We start from the raw sequence: 18,781 nt of genomic DNA, 5'->3' as shown, positions 1-18,781 counted from the left end.
TCCGGCGCGCTCAGCTCACGCTCACCGTGCCGTCCGGGGCGCGGACGCAGGAGACGGTACGGACGCCGGTCGCCGCCGCCCCGGCCAGGCACCGGCCGAGCACCTTGTGTCCGGCGGCGTTCGGGTGCCACGACTCCTGGCAGGTCTGGAAGTACGTGCCGCAGGCGTTGGCGATCCGCTGGATGTCGAGCTTGTCGTATCCGGAGAGGCTGGTGACGAACGTGCCGCTCGGGCCGTCCATCAGCCGGATCGGCGTGGCCAGGGCATTGCCCGGGCTGCCGGTCGACTCGCAGAGCCGGGCGCCGTCGAACGCGCGCTGCACGTTCAGGTAGACCAGGTCGTCCTGCGGGAACTCGCCGGCGAGCGTGCCGCGTACCGAGCTGACGAGCGTGCCGAGCCCCTGCGAGAAGCGGTGGCCGGGCGCCAGGCTGGCCCGGTGGATCGGGCAGCCGGCCGCGTACCGCTCGGCGCCCAGCGCGCGGAACTTGTCCCGGGTGTCGTCGCGGCTGTCCTCGGTCCAGTAGGTCTGGTTCAGCTCGAACGGCAGCGGGTTGGTGTAGTCCTGGAACACCACCCGGTGCTGCCCGTCGGCGTCGATCTGGTCCAGCGTGGTGAGCAGTTGCCGCAGCGCCGTGGTGGTCTCCGCGGTGGCGGCGGCGAACTGCGCGGCCGTGCCCAGGTCGGCGTCGGTGCACGGCTTCTGCTCCACCGGCCCGCCCAGGTATGCCCAGAACTCCCACCAGCCGGTCCACGCGTCGGCGATGAACCGGTTGGCGCACTTCTCCGCCACGCTGCCGAAGGTGAACGAGCTGTTGTTCGAGCCGAGGCCGACGAGCACCAGGTCGATGTCGTGGGTCCGCGCCACCGACCGGAGCTGGTCGAGCTGGGCGGCCACCTGCCGCCCCTTGGTCCGGGTGGCCGAGGCGCTGGCGATGTCGTACGGCTGGCCGCCCGAGCAGGCCAGGTTGAACCGCGCGGAGATGCCGGGCAGGTCGGCCTGGAACAGCGAGGCGTTCGGGGAGCGGTGGCAGAAGTAGGCGTTGGCGTTGGCGGCGGACCAGCCGGGGAAGCCCTGGGCCACCCCGTTGACGTCCACGACCGGCGCGTACGCCCCGGCGCCCTCACCGCTGATGAAGCTGTCTCCCAGCGCCACCGCGGCGGTGGGCAGTGCGGCGGCTGCGGGCCGGGCGGGCGCCGCGGCGGCGGGTAACGCCACCGTGGCGAGCGCCAACGCCGCCGCGAGCACGGAACGACGGAACACGGACATGCCCGACCTCCCAAGACATCGAAATGTGAAAGATTCTTCAGGGGGGCGATCAGATCACGCACGTGTGACGGACGTCAATGGTTCGACATCAGTGGCCCCGCATCGGGGAAGACATCCGGTGCCCGGGTCGTTGTGCCGCCTGGAGCCCCGGCCCGTCCCGCCGGCCGCCGTACGCGGCCCCGGCGCGGACCCGGCCGGCAGGCCGATCGCGCAACGCACCGCCCCGGTGCCGCCGACCTGTCAGGGCACCCGGCTAGGCTCGCTCCGGCGCGCCGCGCCCGGCGATCATCGTGGGGGGATCACACGGTGAACGGCACCACACCGCCGAGACCTGGGAGTACGACCAGTTGACCGCACAGCCTGAGACCCTCTACGGGGCCGACGACCTGACGCATCTGGAGGGCCTCGACGCCGTCCGCAAGCGCCCGGGCATGTACATCGGCTCGACCGACAGCCGTGGCGTGGGTCACCTCGTCAACGAGATCCTCGACAACTCGACCGACGAGGGTGTCGCCGGTCACGCCACCAAGGTCGACGTGATCCTGCACGCCGACGGCTCGGTCCAGGTCGACGACGACGGCCGGGGCATCCCCACCGACGTGCACGCCAAGTCCGGCATCTCCGGCGTCGAGCTGGTGCTGACCCGCCTGCACGCGGGCGGCAAGTTCGGCGGCTCCGGCTACAAGACCTCCGGCGGCCTGCACGGCGTCGGCGCGTCAGCGGTCAACGCGCTGTCCCGGCGCTTCGACGTCACCGTCCGGCGCGGCGGCAAGGTCCACGCCATGTCGTTCCGCCACGGCGTGCCGGGCGTCTTCGACGGCGACGGGCCGGACGCGCCGTTCACCCCCGGCCCCGGCCTCCAGATCGTCGGCGCGATGAAGCGCGGCCAGCGCACCGGCACCTCGATCCGCTGGTGGCACGACCCGCGCTACTTCGAGACCGGTGCCGCGCTCGACACCGAGGCGGTCCGGCTCAAGCTGCGCAACACCGCGTTCCTCGTCCCCGGCGTGGCCTACCGGCTGCGCGACGAGACCGGCGAGCAGAGCGTCGAGGAGAGCTTCCACTTCCCCGACGGCCTCACCGACATGGTGGAGTTCCTCGCCCCGGCCGGCGACCGGCCGGTCTCCGGCACGCTGCTGGTCACCGGCGAGGGCACCTACCGGGAGAACGCCGCCGACGCCAACGGCGTCATGCAGTCCAACGTGCAGCGCCGCGCCGAGGTCGAGGTGGCGTTCCGCTGGGGCACCGGCTACGAGCGCACCGTCGAGTGCTTCACCAACACCATTCGCAACGCCCACGGCGGCACCCACCGCAAGGGCTTCGAGCGGGCGCTGGCCCGTACCCTCGCCGACGCCGCCCGCAACGCCCGCGGCCTGCTCAAGCCCAAGGAGGACGCGCCCACCCTGGACGACGTCCTGGAGGGCATGACCGCCGTGGTGCACGTGCGCATCCCCGAACCGCAGTTCACCTCGCAGACCAAGGACGAGCTGTCCACCGCCGGCATCACCAAGGTGCTCCAGGGTCTGGTCGAGGCGCACCTCAAGAGCTGGCTGGAGGACCGCCGGACCAAGGCCGAGGCCCGTACGGTGCTTCAGAAGATCGTCGACGCGGCCCGCGTCCGGCTCACCCAGAAGCAGCAGAAGGACGCCGCCCGCCGCAAGACCGCGCTGGAGGGCGCGGCCATGCCGGCCAAGCTCGTCGACTGCCGCGCCACCGGCGTGGAGCGCAGCGAGCTGTTCATCGTGGAGGGCGACAGCGCGCTCGGGACGAGCCGCATGGCCCGCTCCTCCGAATACCAGGCGCTGCTGCCGATCCGCGGCAAGATCCTCAACGTGCAGAAGGCCAACCTCCAGCAGGTGCTGGACAACGCCGAGTGCGCCGCGATCGTGCAGGTGCTCGGCGCCGGCTCCGGCCGCACGTTCGACCTGTCCGCCCTGCGGTACGGCCGGGTGCTCATCATGGCCGACGCGGACGTCGACGGCGCGCACATCCGTACCCTGCTGATCACGCTGTTCGCCCGCTACATGCGGCCGCTGATCGAGGCCGGTCGGCTCTACGCGGCGATGCCGCCCCTGCACAAGATCACCACGAAGGGGCGCAACCCGCAGACCGTCTACACCTACACCCAGGCCGAGATGGAGGCGACGGTCCGCAAGCTGGAGAAGGCCGGCAAGCAGATCGTCACGCCCATCCCGCGCTTCAAGGGCCTCGGTGAGATGGACGCCGACGAGCTGTGGGAGACAACCATGAACCCGGCCACCCGGGCGGTCCGCCGGATCACGCTCGACGACGTCGAGGCCGCCGAGCGGATCCTCGAACTGCTCATGGGGGAGAAGGTCGAGCCCCGCCGCAACTGGCTGATCGACTCCGCCGACCGGGTCGACCGCGACGCCATCGACGCCTGACCAACGGGTTCGTCTCGGAAGGAAACCGCACCATGGCACGCCGCAAGGACGACCGCGCGAAGGCGGACCTGGCCGCCTTCGACCAGGCCGGCGCCCGCGTCTTCGACAACCCGCTGGTCACCGAGGTCTCGGACTCCTACCTGGAGTACGCGTTCTCGGTCATCCACTCCCGCGCCCTGCCCGACGCGCGCGACGGGCTCAAGCCGGTGCACCGGCGCATCCTCTGGTCGATGCACGAGCAGGGCCACCGGCCGGACCGCGGCCACGTCAAGAGCGCCCGGATCGTCGGCGACGTGATGGGTAAATACCACCCGCACGGCGACACCGCGATCTACGACGCGATGGTGCGGCTGGCGCAGGACTTCTCCCTCAACGTCCCGCTCATCGACGGGCACGGCAACTTCGGCAGCCCGGACGACGGCCCGGCCGCGGCCCGCTACACCGAGGCCCGGATGTCCCGGGAGGCGATGCTGCTCACCGGCGAGCTGGGTGAGGACACAGTCGACGTCGAGCCGAACTACGACGGCTCGCTGACCCAGCCCACGGTGCTGCCGGCGGCGTTCCCGAACCTGCTGGTCAACGGCGCGTCCGGCATCGCGGTCGGCATGGCGACGAACATGATCCCGCACAACCTCGGCGAGGTGGTCCAGGCCGCCCGGTGGCTGATCAACCACCCGGACGCCACACTCGACAAGCTCATGGAGTTCGTGCCCGGCCCCGACCTGCCGACCGGCGGGCTGCTGCTCGGCCTGGACGAGGTACGCCGCGCGTACGAGACCGGGCGCGGCGTGGTGCGCATGCGCGGCCGGGTGGAGATCGGCCCGCTGGAGGGCAGCCGCGGCCGGCAGGCCATCACCGTGACCGAACTGCCGTACGGCGTGGGCGCCGAGAAGGTCATCGCGGCCATCACCAACGAGGTGAACAAGACCAAGCGGCTGACCGGGATCGCCGACGTCAAGGACCTCACCGACCGGGAGAACGGCACCCGCCTGGTGGTGGAGTGCAAGGTCGGCGTCAACCCGCAGGCGCTGCTGGCCGACCTCTACCGGCTCACCCCGCTGGAGCAGTCCTTCGGCGTGAACAACCTGGTGCTCGTCGACGGCCAGCCGCGCACGCTCGGGCTCAAGGAACTGCTCGACGTGTTCCTGGCCCACCGCTACGAGGTGGTGACCCGGCGCAGCTCGTACCGCAAGCGCAAGCGGGAGGAGCGCCTGCACCTGGTCGACGGCCTGCTGATCGCCCTGCTCGACATCGACCGGGTGGTCAAGCTGATCCGTGCCAGCGAGGACGCCCAGGCCGCCAAGGACGGCCTGATGCAGCGGTTCAAGCTCTCCGAGATCCAGGCGACCTACATCCTGGACACTCCGCTGCGCCGGCTGACCAAGTACGACCGGCTGGAACTGGAGGCCGAGCAGGAGAAGCTGCGCGACGAGATCGCCGAGCTGTCGAAGATCCTGGACGACGAGAAGGTGCTTCGGAAGGTGGTCTCCGACGAACTGGCCGCCGTGGTCAAGCAGTTCGGCGCGCCGCGACGCACCACGCTCGTCGACGGCGACCTCAAGGAGGTGCTGGCCGCCTCGGTGCCCGCCGGTCCGCTGGAGGTCGCCGACGACCCGTGCCAGGTGATCCTCTCCGCCACCGGGCTGGTGGCGCGGACCGCGGCCGAGTCGGAGGAGGCCGCCGAGGCGCGCCGGCGCAGCGGCCGGGTCAAGCACGACGCGGTACGCGCGATCGTGCACTCCACCGCCCGCGGGCGGGTGCTGCTGGTGACCAGCGCCGGCCGCGCGTTCAAGATCGACGTGTTGCCGTTGCCGGTGCTGCCGGAGCAGTCCGGCACGGTGTCGCTGCGCGGCGGCATGTCGGCGGCGGAACTGGTGCCGCTGGAGCCGGGCGAGACGGTGGTCGGGCTCGCGCCGCTGGGCCCGTCCGCGCAGGGGTCGCCCGGCCTGGCGCTCGGCACCCGGGCGGGCGTGGTGAAGGTGTGCGCCCCGGACTGGCCGGTCCGCTCCGACGAGTTCGAGGTGATCTCGCTGCGTGACGGCGACGAGGTCATCGGCGCGACCTGGCTGACCGACGGCGCCGAGACGCTGGCGTTCGTCTCGTCCGAGGCGTCGCTGCTGCGCTTCGCCGCATCCGTCGTACGCCCGCAGGGGCTCAAGGGCGGCGGCATGGCCGGCATCAACCTGCCGGCCGGCGCGCGGGCGGTCTTCTTCGGCGCGATCCGCACCGACGACTCGAAGCACGGTGAGCCGATGGTGGTCACGTCGACCGGAGCCACGGTGAAGGTGACGCCGTTCAAGGCGTACCCGGCGAAGGGAAGGGCGACCGGCGGCGTACGCGCGCAGCGGTTCCTCAAGGGCGAGCTGGAGCTGTCGGTGGCCTGGATCGGCCCGCGGCCGGTGGGCGCGACGGCCACCGGCGACCCGGTGGACCTGCCGCCTGCGGACCCGCGCCGAGACGGCTCCGGTTTCGCCGTGATGCTCGGCCCGACCGTGGTGGGCCACCACATCGACCGCGACTGACGGGGTTGGGGCGGGCGGCCCGGCCCACCCGCCCCAACCGCTCAGTCGCCGCCGCTCGTCCCCTGCCTCCGCCCGCACCCGGCCCGGCGGCGTGGCCCTGGCCGCCCCAGCTCTCCGGCCACCCGACCCGTCCTCCCCGCTGCGCCCCTCCCGGCCCCACCCAACCCGGTTGATCAAGGAGTTAGCGGCCTTTTCACGCCCCGCGCCGACCACAAACTCCTTGATCACCGCAGCGGGCGCTCCTGCCGCACTGGGCGCCCTGGGCGGCTGGCGAGTTCCGGGCGTCTGGGCACTCGCCCCCACTCTGCACGGTCGATCATGAGGTTAGCGGCGACAAAACGGACACCGAGTGCCGCTAACCTCATGATCGACGCGGTCGGGCCCTCCGGGTGACCTGATCGCCCCCCACCGCCTGTTGACCATGAAGTTGGCGGGCGTGAATCGGGCAAACTGTGCCGCTAACTTCATGATCGACGGGGCGAGGGTGGGGCGGCGGTGGGGCGGGTCAGAGTTCGGGTTCGGGGGACTGGCGGGACTCGGGGGTCGTGCCGCGCAGGCGGGCGATCAGGCGCATGCCGTGGTAGATGACCAGGGCGGCAGCAGTGCCCAGCGCGATGCCGTTGAACGACAGGTCGCCGGCCGTCAGCGTGTAGTTGGCGGCGCCGATGATCACCGCCACCGCGGCGGTGAACAGGTTGATCGGGTCGTGGAAGTCGACCCGGCTCTCGATCCAGATCCGGGCGCCCAGGATGGCGATCAGGCCGTACAGGGCGGTGGTGGCGCCACCCAGCACCCCGGCCGGGACGGTGAGGATCAGCGCGCCGAACTTCGGGCAGAGCCCGAGCAGGATCGCCGTGGCGCCGGCGATCCAGTACGCAGCGGTGGAGTAGACACGGGTCGCCGCCATCACGCCGATGTTCTCCGCGTACGTGGTGGTGCCGGAACCGCCGCCGGACCCGGCCAGCACAGTGGCGACACCGTCGCCGAGCAGCGCCCGGCCCATGTCGCGGTCCAGGTTGCGGCCGGTCATCGCGGCTACCGCCTTGACGTGCCCGGCGTTCTCCGCGATCAGCACCAGGATCACCGGGATGACCAGCACGACGGCACGCGCGTCGAAGCTCGGCGTGTGGAACTCGGGGAGACCGACCCAGGCCGCCTGGCGCAGGCTGCTGACGGCCTGCTGGTCGAGGTTGCCGGTGAGCGCGGCGAGCACCCAGCCGACCACCACGCCGACGAGGATCGACAGCCGCGCCACGAAGCCGCGGAACAGCACAGTGGTGAGCAGGATCGCGACGAGCGTGACCACGGCGATCAGCGGCTGCGCCTTCACGCCGGTGCCGGAGCCGTCGCCGTCCCACGCGACCGGCGCGAGGTTGAGGCCGATCAGCATGACGATCGCGCCGGTGACCACAGGCGGCATCAGCGCGTCGATCCAGCGGGAGCCGGCCACCTGCACCACCACGCCGACGATCGCCAGCGCCACGCCCGCGACCACGATGCCGCCGAGGGCCGCGCCGATGCCGCCGTCGGTCTTCGCCGCCAGGACCGGCGCGATGAACGCGAACGACGAGCCGAGATACGAGGGCAGCCGGTTGCCGGTGATCAGCAGGAACAGCAGCGTGCCGAGCCCGGAGAACAGCAGCGTGGTGGCGGGCGGGAAGCCGGTGATCAGCGGGACGGTGAAGGTGGCGCCGAACATGGCGACCACGTGCTGCACGCCCACGCCGATGGTGCGCGGCCAGGAGAGCCGTTCGTCGGGTGCGACCACGTCGCCGGGGCGTACCTGGCGGCCGTCGCCGTGCAGGGTCCACGGGGACCAGCGGGAGGTGGGGGACTGGGTCATCGGTCGCCCTTCGCGTCATCGGGTGACGGGGGCGTGATCGACCCTGGGAGTTGTTTCTAGCACGTGCCCTGGCGGGACGTGGTCCCGCCCCGGCTCAGGCGACGCCTGTGGGACGGAACTGGACGCTGACCCGGGGGCCGACCGGCCGGGTGGTCTTCGGCACCGCGTGTTCCCAGGTGCGCTGGCAGGAGCCGCCCATGACCACGAGGTCGCCGTGGCCGAGCGGGAACCGCAGGCTGCCGCCGCCTCCGCCGCGCGGGCGCAGCAGCAGCGCGCGCGGGGAGCCGAACGAGACGATCGCCACCATGGTGTCGGTGTGCGCGGAGCGGCCCAGGGTGTCGCCGTGCCAGGCCACGCTGTCGCGCCCGTCGCGGTAGAGGCACATGCCGGCGGTGACGAACGGCTCGCCCAGTTCGGGCGCGTAGTGCCGGGTGAGCGCGTCCCGGGCCGCGGTGAGCACCGGGTGCGGCAGCGGCCGGCCGGCGGCGTACCAGCAGAGCAGCCGGGGCACGTCGACCTCGGTGTCGTACATGGTCCGGCGTTCGGCCCGCCACGGCACGTCGTGGCGCAGCGTGTCGAGCACCTCGTCGGAGCCGCGCACCCAGCCGGGCAGGTGATCGACCCAGGCGCCCCGGCTCAGTTCGTGCCGGCGCAGCGCCCCGGCGAGCGGGCCCAGGGTCGGGCCCTGCTCGGCCAGGTCGAGCATCGAGGGCTGGTACGCGTCGGACACGCAGCCGATCGTACCCCGCTCTCGAACAGGCGTACGACGATCAGCGCCGCAGCATCCGGCGGACCTTGCCCGGGACGGCCTGCTTGATCCGCTCCCGGAGCTGCTGCGAGCGCAGCGCGTCGATGGTGGCGGTGAGCGTGGCGTTCTCGTCGCGCAGCCGTTCGATGCGGGTCAGCAGTTCGGCCGGCGTGGTGGCGGCGGCGGGCCGGACGGCCGGCGGGAACACCGTCTCGCCGACCTGCCTGTCGAAGCGCGCGGCGCTGTCGCCGTCGGCGAACGAGGTGCCGAGGTCGTGCTTGCGCAGGAACGCGGTGATGGTCTCGAAGCGGGCCTTGTGGCCGTCGTTGAGCGCTGTGTAGTCGGCCTCCGCGTAGAGGTCGGCGGCGTCGACGTCGGCCGGCACGTCCCGCATGATCCGGTGCGGGATGCCGAAGTAGCGGGCCAGTTCCAGGGTGCGCGAGTCGTGCGCGAACAGGTAGCCGGGCGTGCCCGCCACGAGCGCGGTGATGGTGCCGTGGATGCGGGTGCCGAACGCGAAGTCGTACCCGGACAGGTGCGACATCCAGGTCCACGGGTCGACGAACATGCGCACCTTGTCCTCGGCGAACAGCGGGTGCGAGGTGTGCAGCGGGATGTCGCTGCTCTGGCCCCGGTGCTCGGGCGCGTCGCCGTAGAGCAGGGTGCCGAGCGTGCGCAGGTCCTGCGGCACGTAGCAGAGGTTCGGGTAGCGCTCCTGGTGGTGGCGGACCACCGCGGCCATCGAGCGGACGTACGGGGAGATGGTCAGTGCGACCTTCGAGTCGGCGGTCAGCTCCGGGCGGCTCTTCTCCAGCTGGAACGTGTCGCCGTGCAGGAACATCGACGGGCAGCCGATCTGCTCCACGTCGGAGAAGCCCAGCGCGTTGAGGTAGCTCTCGGTCACCTCGCCGCGTACGCCGATGCTGTGCGACCGGTCCAGCACGGCCTTGCAGAACGCGCGGACCGGCTCGTCGATCGGCCGCAGGTACTCGCGGTCGCCGTCGACGTTCGTCTGCACGCCGACGCCGAGCACCACCACCGGGATCTTCAGCCGTTCGATCAGCCGGGTCAGCGGCGTCAGGCGGTGCACGAAGCTGCGCCGGAACGCGTTCGCCAGCGGTACGACGAACACGTCGTGCCGCTCGTTGATCTCGTCGGCGAGACGCGGGTCGGCCGGGGTGCGTGTCGGTGTGATCTCGGCCGTGGAGGTGGCGAGCAGCTTGTGCGCGGCGTGGCTGAAGACCAGGTTGCCGCTGTTGTCCCCGATCCAGTTGCCGGCGAACGTCTCCTCGGGCGTGAGGACGTCGAACGGGCCCTTGCGGGCGCGGAGCAGGATCCGCTGGTGCATCCGGTTCGCTCACCTTCCGTACGGCACGGCGTGCGGGCGGGAGCCGGGTGGGTGCCCGCGCGTGCAGAACGGAAATCCTATCCGCCGCCCGAGCGGAGCCGAGCGGACGTCGGCTCGCCGGGAACGTCCCGGTTCCCCGGGGTAGGGTGCCCGGAATGACCAGCGCGCCGACCGTCACCCGTGCCCCGCGACTGCCGTCGCTGACCGGATTGCGGTGGATGGCCGCGCTGCTGGTCTTCGGCTTCCACGCCGGGACCATGGGGATCATCGCCGAGCCGCACCTGAAGCCCCTGGTCGACAAGGCGTTCAGCCTGGGCCTGTCCGGCGTCGAGTTCTTCTTCATCCTCAGCGGGTTCGTGCTGGTCTGGTCGTACCGGGACGGGGAGCGCGCGTGGACGTTCCTGCGCCGCCGGTTCGCCAAGATCTACCCGAACCACGTGGTGACGTTCGTCGCGGCGCTGGCCGTAGCGGCCTGGTTCGCCGACCCGGTCGTGCCGTGGGCCGCGATCGCCAACTTCTTCCTGGTCCAGGCGTGGATCCCGCTGGGCGGCTACTTCTACAGCGTCAACAACGTGAGCTGGTCGCTCTCCTGCGAGCTGGCCTTCTACCTGTGCCTGCCGCTCGTGGTGCCGTGGCTGCGCCGGGCCCGTACCGGCGTGCTGCGGACCGTGCTGGTCGCGGCACCACTGCTCATCCTGGCGCTGTGGCCCGGCCAGCAGCTCGTGCCGGAGGAGCAGCGGTGGTGGTTCACCCAGATCTTCCCGGTGACCCGGTCGCTGGAGTTCTGGATGGGCGTGGCCGCTGCCGAGCTGATGCGCCGGCACCGCTGGCGCGGACCGAACCTCGCCGCCGCCACCGGGATCTTCGTCGCCACCTGGGTGGTCGCCGCGCTGTGGATCCCGGCCGAGTTCTGGGCGGCGCTGCTCGCTGTCGCGTACCTCCTGGTCATCGCCGCCGCGGCGGACGCCGACGTGCGCGGCCGCCCCACCCCCTGGCGGTCCCGGGCGATGGTCTGGCTCGGTGAGGTCTCGTTCGCCTTCTACCTGGTGCACGTGCTCGTCATGGTCACAGTGCTGCGGCTGACCGGGCACTGGGGGACCGGGCTGCCCGGCTGGCGCGGCCCGGTCGCGGTGCTCGGCTTCCTGGTGGTCACGCTCGCGCTGGCCGCCGCGCTGCACCGTTGGGTGGAGACACCGATGATGCGCCTGCTCGGCCCGTCCCGCCGGGCCCGCGCGGCGTCGCGCGCACCGGCCGTGCCGGCTCCGCGCGAGCCCGCCGAGGCCGCCACCAGCCCGGCCGCCGCCGACGGCGGCGTGAGGCCCGTCACCGGTCCGGCCGAGGACATCGAGTACGCCGGGCGGCGTCGCCCGGACTGACACGCGCACACGTCCGCCGGTCGATCCGCGACACGCCGTGCGGCGGTGCGTTCGTGGGGGATCGGCGGTAATTTGTACCCGTGCTTCCGATCGCGCTCACCTGCCCCGTGTGGTGGGTGGCGCGCTGGACCGCCCGGATGCTCGCCAGTCTCGCCGTGGTCGTCGCCTGTTCGTTCGGCGCCGCCACGCTGCCGGCCGGTGTCGCCGCTGCCGCCCCGGCTCCGGCGGTCGCCGCCTCGACGTACACGGTCACCGGCGCCTCGACCGCGACGCGGCCGGAGGCCGACCGCGTGGCCGAGCGGCAGGCCGCTCCCGCCGGGGTTCCGGCGCCCGCGCCCCGGGCGGCCGCCCCGGCCGTCGTGGAGCCGGTCCCGGCCGGACGGGCCGTCGCACCGGCCGGCCCGCGGGCACCGCCCGCCCGCTGACCCGCTCACGGGCCGCGCCCGTTCTCCGCACCCACCGCACGTCATCCCCGCACCCGCCCCGGCGGCTCTTCACCGGCCCGCCCCGGCGAGGTCGTGCGGGTCCTCCCGCCAGGTCCTTCCCGTGAGGTGCCGACCATGTCGCAGACCGCTCTGTACCACTTCCTCACCTCCGTGCCCGAGGCCGCCGCCATCTGGTCCTTCCTCCTGCTGCTCGCCTTGGGCCTGCTCGCCGCGCTCGTCGCCCGGCCCGAACGCAACCCCGCGCCGGAGACCGCACCCGAGCCGCCCGACGCCGACGCCGCCCGCCGCGACGACCTGATCCGGTACGCCGAGGAGGTGGCGGTTGCCGCCGCCGGGGCTGCCCAGACGGCCCGTCGCCGCCGGGAGCAGTGGCTGGCCGCGCAGGACGAGGCGGACCGGGCCTGGACCGCGTACGACGAGGCGGACGCCGCCGCCCGCCGCCTCGCCGGCGCCGCCGCGCTGGCCGCGCCCCGCACGCCACGAACCCCTGCGGAGTACGCGGCCCGTGAGCGCTGGCTGCGCCACGCCGCCATGACGGCGCACTGGCGGGGCGACCTGACCGCCCGTCAGCTCGCCGACGTGCTGGCGCGCCGCAACGGGTGGGATCCGCGCCGGCACCCGGCCGAGCAGGAGATCGTGCTGGCCCGCACCGTCAGGGACGGGCGCCGGGCCGGATGGGAGAGCGCCGCCGCGCGGGAGCGGGCGGCCTGGCGGGACGCGGAACTGGCCGCCGAGGCCGCCCGGACACTCGCCGCCGAGGCGTACGCGGCCACCGTGGCGCTGCGGCCCGCCCCGGCGTACCGGAGCGCGATGGCGAGCGCCCAGCCGGTGCCCGCGACGGTCCGTAACGCCCGCTGGCGCCCGGCCCGGGTCGGCTGAGACGGCCGTCTCGACCGAATCGTTACCCGGAACGTGGTGAGCCCGGTCACCCGGTTCACCGAAACGGGCGCCGGGCGCAGAACGGGTCATCGAGTATCGCGATTGCCGGCCGGGTGGTCGCCGTCTGTCCGCTTTCCGCCACCGGGCGCCGTCGAAACTGCTTGTCCCATTGAGTGAAGTCAGTAACCGGGTGTTCCGAAATCCGTTACCACGGATCACGTTTACGCAGGTGGGAGCGCTTGGCAGGGGGCATACCCACCGGTAGTGTCGGCGCGTCCGATGCGGTAATCGATCGCCGACGGCGACGCCGCACCGACCCGCCTAATCGTGTTCCACGAACCGGGGACCCATGAGCACCATCGGGGTGAATCCGCGAGCCCACGGCCCGCGGTAGGGCGTACTTCCCGCCCGAATCCGTCAGCTAACCCGGTCGGCGGCCACGGAAGGAGTACCCCGCGTGCCCACCCCTCGATCGTCCCCCCGCCTCCACGGCGAAGCGGTGCCCGCGCGCGCCTGACGCGCGACCGGCAACCGCCCTCTGGGCGCCCGGCATCACGGGCGTTCCCGATCCCCCGGCCATCCGGCCCCGCCAGCACGTGTGAGTTCCTCCGCGTGCCGGGCCGGCGTGTGCCGCTCACGCCCCGTGGAGGATTTCGTGAAGCACCACCTGAAGCGTCAGCTGCGACGGATCGTCACCGAACGCCCGTACCAGATCATCGCCGGATCGGCCGCCGCGCTCGTGCTGGCCGCCGGCGCCGGCACCGTCGCCACCGCCGGTGACGACGCCCCGGTCCAGGAGAACACCGCCGCGGTCGCCGACCTCGGCGCCGCCCGCCTCGGCGAGCAGCCCGCCAGCCGCAGCGAGGCCCGCATCGCCGTACCGCAGGCATCGCCCAGCGCCTCCGCCACGCCCAGCGCGTCGCCGAGCGCCTCCCCGTCCGCGAAGGCCGCTGCCGACCCGGACACCACGCCCAAGGCCAAGCCGAAGCCGCCGTCGAGCAAGTCGCTCGACTACGACTACCAGGCGCAGATCAACTACTTCTACTGCGGCCCGGCCGCCGTGCGCAACGCGCTCAGCGCCGCCGGCATCGAGCGCAGCCAGGACGCGCTCGCCGGCCCCCTCGGCACCACCGAGATGGGCACCAACTCGGCCGAGGACACCACCCGTGTGCTCAACCAGCAGGTCAAGGGCAACCCGTACCGGACCCGCATGATTCCCGGCTCGGCCACCCCGGCCCAGATGGACCGCCTCCAGGCCGACGTGGTCGAGGCGATCAGCAACGGCCGCGGGGTCGTCGCGAACGTCGCCGGTACGGCCACCGACACCAACGGCGGCTGGCACTCGTTCCCTGGTGGCCACTACGTCGCGGTGGTCGGCTACAAGGACGACGGCCGGACCGTACGGATCGCCGACTCGGCCGACCCGTCGCTGCCCTCGTACTGGATCACCACGATCGACCTGGCGCACTGGATCGCCAGCCGCGGCTACTCCGCCTGACCGTCCCGCACACCCGAAGGCCGGCACCCCACCCCGGGGTGCCGGCCTTCCCTGTCCCGCCCTCCCTCGCCCCCGTCCCCGCCCCGCCCGGCCCTGGCGCGGCCCTCACGCCGCCTTGGCGCGCCGATCTTGGACTTGTGGCGCCCAGTTTGTCTGGCTCGCCCGCTATGGAAGGTGCCACAACTCCAAGATCGACGGTGGGGGGAGTGTGGGCGGCCGGAGCCGGGGCGAGGGGGCGCCAGGGGCGAGGACGGCGCGGGGCGAGGGCCGCGCGCGGGGGCGAGGGCGGACCGGGGGCGGGGTGTGGGCGAGCCGGGGCGAGGGTGGGGCGGGTCGGCGGGTTCGGTCTCGCGTGTCCGGGGCGGGCGGTGGCAGACTGCGCCAATGGGCGATGCGACGGGGAAGCGGCACCTGATTCTCCTGCACGGCATGGGTGCCACAGGCGAGGTGTGGCTGCCCTGGGCGCCGCTGCTGGAACGCCGCTGGCCCGGCCGCTGGCTCGCCCCCGACCTGGCGGGTCACGGCTGGTCGCCGCCGCTCGACGGCTACTCGTTCGAGGCCCTGGCCCAGCGCGTGGTCGACGGGCTCGGCCCGGTCCGGCTCGGCCCCGAGGACCGGCTGGTGCTGCTCGGGCACTCGCTCGGCGGGGTGGTGGCGCTGGCGCTCGCGGCCCGGCAGCGAGGGCTTCCGGTCGACGCGGTGGTGGGGCTCGGCATCAAGGCGGTCTGGTCCCCGGCCGAGCTGGCGAAGTCGGCGGAACTGGCCGCCCGGCCGGTCACCTGGTTCGCCACCCGTGACGAGGCGGCCCGCCGCTACCTGCGCGTGTCCGGGCTCGCCGGGCTGTTCGCCCCGGACCATCCGGTGGTGGAGGCGGGGCTGCGGCGGGAGGACGGCCGCTGGCGGCTCGCCATGGACCCGGCGGCGTTCGCGGTCGGGGAGCCCCGGCTGCCGGTGCTGCTGGCCGCCACCGATGTGCCGGTGCTGCTGGCCCGGGGCGAGCTGGACCCGATGGTGACCGACGCGCAGCTCAAGGAACTGGGCGTGCCGGTGGCCACGCTGCCCGGGCTGGGCCACAACGCGCACGTCGAGGACCCGGCGGCGGTGCTCGCCCTGCTCGACCCGTACCTCTGAGCGGGGGCGAGCCGGCCCGCGACGGGCCGGCTCGCGTTTCTAGCCGGCCGCGCGCGGCCCCGGGACCGCCCAGTCGGGTTCCAGCTCCCGGCGGGCGGCGGACAGGAACGCCTCGGCGTAGGCGTCGGCGGGGAAGTCGCCCAGGTAGCGGGTCCGCGCCGTCCAGCGCTGTGCCGCCTTCGGGTCGGCGTCGAGCAGGTCGGTGAGCACCTCGTCCACGTTGGACATGTCACGCCGCAGCACGTAGCCGGACGCCGCGAGCGGGAACCGCTCGACGAAGTGCTCGCCGTCGGCGCCGGTGTCGGTGACCGCGTACGGCTTGCCGGAGTAGAGCCAGTCGGAGATGACCCCTGACACGTCGGAGACCAGCGCGTCGGCGCGGTTGACGCACTCGGTGAGCGTCAGCTCGCGGGCCGCGGCGGCGCCCCACAGGTGCGGCCGGCCGGTCTTCGCCCGGTCCGCGGCGAGCAGTTCGGTGAGCCGGGCGAACTGGCGGGCCGAGGCCGGGTTCTTGCCGGTGTACGGGTGGGCGCGCAGGATCACCGCGGCGCCCCTGTCGATCAACCGGCGGATCAGCGTCTCGGCCACCGGCAGCGAGCAGTAGTTCGCGTCGGCGTGGTGCCCGGTCCAGGTCGGGGTGTAGAGGACCGTGGGGTGCGCCGCCGAGGTGACCGGCTCCCGGCGTACCTCGATCGCCTCGACCTGGGGCCGGCCGACCACGACGAACTTGTCGGCGGGGATCTCCACGCCGGCGCGGGCGTACCTGTCGATCGCGGCCTGCCCGGCCACGAAGATCTTGTCGAAGATGGCCGAGACCGGGTTGGCGCTGGGGGCCTTGTCGCTGTCGCCGTGGTGCAGCTGCACGTGGGTGAGCTGGTTGAACCGGATCAGGTGGGCGTTCTTCGCGCCGTGGTTGACGTAGAACGCGACCCGCAGGCTGGGCACCAGCGCCTCGTCGAGCGCCTTCAGGGTTGGGCAGAGGACCACCGGCGCGCGGGTGGCGGCGTCCACCGCGGGCAGGAGCTCCGGCTCGCGCAGCACCACCACGAACGGGCGGCCGATCCGTTCCAGGTACGGCAGCCACATGGTGACCTGGTACTCCGAGCCGGGTGGCGCGGAGAAGTGCAGCACGAACTCGGGCTGGTGGCGGCGCAGTGCCCGGCCGACCGGGCCGCCTCCGGCGGGCGGCCGGAACCGGCGCCGGGCGAGGTCCAGCGCGACCGCCCCGCATCCGGCGCCGACGAGCAGCGCGGCGACCAGCGCCGTCCAGGCGGGCAGCGTCAGGGCGGCGGCGAGCGCCACCACGGCGAGCAGCACCAGCAGCGCGTCGCCGAGCCGGGCGGCGACCACGGGTGTCCACGTGCGGACCGGGAGGTTCGCCGCCCGGATCTCCAGTGCGCCGGCCTGCCGCAGCGGGCCGACCAGCAGCACCAGGCCGAGCAGGACCAGCGCGGTGGCGGCGAGCGCCGGGTCGAAGCCGTCGTCGAGGCGCCGGGCGTAGCCGACCAGGATGCCGGCGGCGACGAGCACCGTCTCGGCGAGACCGTCGGCGGACGGCCGGACCCGGCGCTCCCAGGCGGTGGCGGCCAGCGCCGCGACCGCCAGGGCCAGGCCCCAGCCGGTGGCGCCGGTGAGCGCCACGACGAGGAAGGCCAGCACCGCCAGCCCGGTGGTCAGCCCCCGGGCGAGCAGCTTGCGGACCAGGTCACCACGCATCTGGTACGTCCCGTCGGGTTCAGGCGTCGGCGGACAGTTCGGACCGGTGCGGGCCCGGCTGCGCCGGTACGGCGGCCACCTGCTCGCCGGGGGACCGGCGCACGTCGACCACCTGGCCGGTCAGGTCGGAGATCAGCACGTCCAGGGACGCCTGCGCGACCGCCTCGGAGGAGAGCAGCGTGTGCTCCGGCTCCTCGCCGAACGCCCGCGTCCGCATCGGGGTGGCGGTGCGTTCCGGGTTGACGCAGTTGACCCGTACGCCGAACTCGGCCCACTCGTCGGCGAGCGCCTGGGTCAGGTTGACCAGCGCGGCCTTGGTGGCCGAGTAGAGCGCGTAGCGGGCCCGGCCCCGGGTGTAGGAGCTGGACGTGTAGAGCAGCAACTGGCCCTTTGTCTGCTGGAGGTACGGCAGGGACTGGCGCGCGATGGTGACCGGCCCGACGAAGTTGACGTGCAGGAGACGGTCCATCGTCTCGGAGTCCATCTCGGCCAGCGCGCCCTTCTCCAGGATGCCGGCGGTGACCACCACGTGGTCGATCCGGCCGGTGGCCTCGAACGCGGTCTTCAGCGCGGCGGCCACGTCCTCGGCGCGCTCGACGTGCGTGCCGGTGGTGGAGCGGCTGAACGGGAAGACCTGGGCGCCGTAGCCGCGGGCCAGTTCGGCCAGGTCGTGGCCGATGCCGTAGCTGCCGCCGAAGACCACGATGGTCCGGCCGGTCAGCTCCTCGGCGTAGCTGCGGTGGTCGGTCAGCCGGGGCGCCTGCGCGGCGGCGAGCTGGAACAGCTTGTCGGCCAGGTGCACGTCGACCGGGTGGGTGACCTTGATGTTCTCGTCCGAGCCGTCGATCACCTTGATCGGCGTGCCGGGCAGGTAGCGCAGCACCACGCCGCAGTCGTCGGTGGCGGCGAAGTCGGGGTCGCCCTCGGCGCGGCGGTACGCCTCGCGGATGGTGCCGGAGCGGAACGCCTGCGGGGTCTGGCCGCGGCGCAGCCGGGAGCGCACCGGGATGTCGGTGATGCAGTCGTCCGCGTCGACCTGGATGATCGTGTCGGCGGACGGGATGGCCACGTCGACGGCCGAGTACGTCCAGAGCGCGTTGACGCACTCGCGCACGATCCGGGCGCTGACCAGCGGGCGGACCGCGTCGTGGAAGAGGATGTTGACGTCGCCCTCGCCGACCGCGTCGAGCGCGATCCGGGTGGTGTCGTTGCGGGTCTCGCCGCCCTCGATCACCTTGGTGACCTTGCGGAAGCCGGCGTCGGCGACGATGCGCCGCGCGTCGTCGACGTGACCGGTGGCCATCAGCACGATGATCTCGTCGATCTCCGGCGCGGCCTCGAAGACGGCGAGGGTGTGCTCGATGATCGGCTTACCGGCGATCTTGAGGAGCTGCTTCGGGATGCCCAGCCCGAGGCGCGTGCCGGTCCCCCCGGCCAGGATCACGGCCACCGTACGCGCGGGGCGCCAGGGTGCCGGGCTCGCCGGCGCGGCGTCCGGTGCGGTGGTGTGGTCCTGCGTCATTGCCGTACCTCACTCTGGGTGAAAGGGGATGGATCCGAAAACCTTAACGCGTACGCCGGAGCGCACCGCTCCGGGCGGAA

Annotated in this window: 13 protein-coding genes and 1 riboswitch; of the genes, 7 read left to right on the top strand and 6 right to left on the bottom strand. The window is 73.0% G+C overall.

From position 1 onward, the window contains the following. Positions 1 to 10 precede the first annotated feature (10 nt). Positions 11 to 1,267 (bottom strand): SGNH/GDSL hydrolase family protein, encoded by a 1,257-nt coding sequence (locus FHX31_RS20425; RefSeq protein WP_013474719.1) that lies wholly within the window; start codon positions 1,265 to 1,267, stop codon positions 11 to 13. 347 nt (positions 1,268 to 1,614) lie between these two features. Here FHX31_RS20425 and FHX31_RS20420 point away from each other — a divergent pair, with 347 nt between their 5' ends. Then, positions 1,615 to 3,672 (top strand): DNA topoisomerase IV subunit B, encoded by a 2,058-nt coding sequence (locus FHX31_RS20420; protein WP_221488111.1) that lies wholly within the window; start codon positions 1,615 to 1,617, stop codon positions 3,670 to 3,672. A gap of 32 nt (positions 3,673 to 3,704) precedes the next feature. Continuing rightward, positions 3,705 to 6,194, top strand: a complete 2,490-nt coding sequence (locus FHX31_RS20415; RefSeq protein ID WP_184977017.1) for a DNA gyrase/topoisomerase IV subunit A — start codon at positions 3,705 to 3,707, stop codon at positions 6,192 to 6,194. Between the two features lie 505 nt (positions 6,195 to 6,699). Here FHX31_RS20415 and FHX31_RS20410 read toward each other — a convergent pair. From FHX31_RS20410 to FHX31_RS20400, 3 genes are all read right to left on the bottom strand, one after another. Continuing rightward, positions 6,700 to 8,037, bottom strand: a complete 1,338-nt coding sequence (locus tag FHX31_RS20410) for a uracil-xanthine permease family protein (protein WP_123109591.1) — start codon at positions 8,035 to 8,037, stop codon at positions 6,700 to 6,702. Between the two features lie 94 nt (positions 8,038 to 8,131). Beyond that, entirely contained in the window at positions 8,132 to 8,767 is a 636-nt protein-coding gene (locus tag FHX31_RS20405) for an alpha-ketoglutarate-dependent dioxygenase AlkB (protein ID WP_013285251.1), read from the bottom strand. A 40-nt stretch (positions 8,768 to 8,807) separates the two neighbouring features. Beyond that, positions 8,808 to 10,133 (bottom strand): polysaccharide pyruvyl transferase family protein, encoded by a 1,326-nt coding sequence (locus tag FHX31_RS20400; protein WP_184977016.1) that lies wholly within the window; start codon positions 10,131 to 10,133, stop codon positions 8,808 to 8,810. 155 nt (positions 10,134 to 10,288) lie between these two features. Here FHX31_RS20400 and FHX31_RS20395 point away from each other — a divergent pair, with 155 nt between their 5' ends. The 5 genes from FHX31_RS20395 to FHX31_RS20375 all read left to right on the top strand — a co-directional run bounded on the left by FHX31_RS20395 (position 10,289) and on the right by FHX31_RS20375 (position 15,463). Further along, the gene (locus tag FHX31_RS20395) at positions 10,289 to 11,509 is read left to right on the top strand and encodes an acyltransferase family protein (protein ID WP_184977015.1); all 1,221 of its coding nucleotides are present in this window, start codon (positions 10,289 to 10,291) and stop codon (positions 11,507 to 11,509) included. 80 nt (positions 11,510 to 11,589) lie between these two features. Beyond that, positions 11,590 to 11,934 (top strand): hypothetical protein, encoded by a 345-nt coding sequence (locus tag FHX31_RS20390; protein ID WP_013285254.1) that lies wholly within the window; start codon positions 11,590 to 11,592, stop codon positions 11,932 to 11,934. Positions 11,935 to 12,069: 135 nt separating this feature from the next. Further along, entirely contained in the window at positions 12,070 to 12,834 is a 765-nt protein-coding gene (locus FHX31_RS20385) for a hypothetical protein (RefSeq protein ID WP_184977014.1), read from the top strand. Between the two features lie 308 nt (positions 12,835 to 13,142). Next, positions 13,143 to 13,285: riboswitch (cyclic di-AMP (ydaO/yuaA leader) on the top strand. Positions 13,286 to 13,489: 204 nt separating this feature from the next. Continuing rightward, positions 13,490 to 14,332, top strand: a complete 843-nt coding sequence (locus tag FHX31_RS20380; protein ID WP_123109595.1) for a C39 family peptidase — start codon at positions 13,490 to 13,492, stop codon at positions 14,330 to 14,332. A 384-nt stretch (positions 14,333 to 14,716) separates the two neighbouring features. After that, positions 14,717 to 15,463: an alpha/beta fold hydrolase gene (locus FHX31_RS20375; protein WP_184977012.1), complete on the top strand. Its 747-nt coding sequence runs from the start codon at positions 14,717 to 14,719 to the stop codon at positions 15,461 to 15,463. Between the two features lie 39 nt (positions 15,464 to 15,502). On the opposite strand, the gene FHX31_RS20370 is transcribed toward FHX31_RS20375, so the two are convergent. Together FHX31_RS20370 and FHX31_RS20365 are read right to left on the bottom strand one after the other, a co-directional pair. Then, positions 15,503 to 17,179: a CDP-glycerol glycerophosphotransferase family protein gene (locus FHX31_RS20370; RefSeq protein WP_184977011.1), complete on the bottom strand. Its 1,677-nt coding sequence runs from the start codon at positions 17,177 to 17,179 to the stop codon at positions 15,503 to 15,505. 19 nt (positions 17,180 to 17,198) lie between these two features. Continuing rightward, positions 17,199 to 18,701 carry a bifunctional cytidylyltransferase/SDR family oxidoreductase gene (locus FHX31_RS20365; RefSeq protein ID WP_013285258.1) on the bottom strand — a complete coding sequence of 501 codons (1,503 nt, stop codon included), beginning with the start codon at positions 18,699 to 18,701 and terminating at the stop codon, positions 17,199 to 17,201. Positions 18,702 to 18,781 lie beyond the last annotated feature (80 nt).

The sequence above is a fragment of the Micromonospora sp. CNZ286 genome, assembly GCF_014207755.1.
The sequence above is the reverse complement of the archived record's forward strand: the minus strand, read 5'-3'. Positions and strand labels throughout refer to the sequence as shown.